1 protein-coding gene is annotated in these 476 nt (G+C 41.6%); it reads right to left on the bottom strand.

What is annotated here, in order from left to right; genetic code table 11:
- A partial coding sequence (locus FFM78_RS13705) for an IS30 family transposase (RefSeq protein ID WP_137638922.1) occupies positions 1–476 on the bottom strand: 476 nt, incomplete at both ends.

A 476-nucleotide genomic window follows, 5' to 3' on the forward strand; every position in this document is an offset into this window, starting at 1 on the left:
GCAAAGTACAGCGGAACACCGGCCTGTTCTTCAATCAAATTGTAGTTGGCGAATTCTTTCCCATGGTCAACAGTAAGGGTCTTGAGATTATCTCCTAACTGGTTAGCCAATTCTAAAATAGCCTTGGTCATTGAAGTACTATCTCGTCCATTAAGCCGTTTAACGATGGTAAGCCGACTCTTACGCTCGACAAACGTAGCTACTGCTTGACCTTTACGTTTTCCAGATAAAACTGTATCAGCTTCGAAGTGACCTGAAGTATTACGATCAGAAATTTCAGCTGGACGATCTTCGATGGAACGTCCATGACTAAAACTACCACGGGTTTCTTTAGCTCGTTTGCGACGAATACCATGGTCAGGTAAATCAGTCACATTAATATCCAGTAGTCCCTGATCAATCCAGTTATAGATGGTTTTGTAGGCAATTCTAACTACATGAGCCACTTGTTCAATTGACCATTTTTGGATCTTGAT

The organism is Loigolactobacillus binensis, from assembly GCF_005405165.1.
Taxonomy (GTDB): domain Bacteria; phylum Bacillota; class Bacilli; order Lactobacillales; family Lactobacillaceae; genus Loigolactobacillus; species Loigolactobacillus binensis.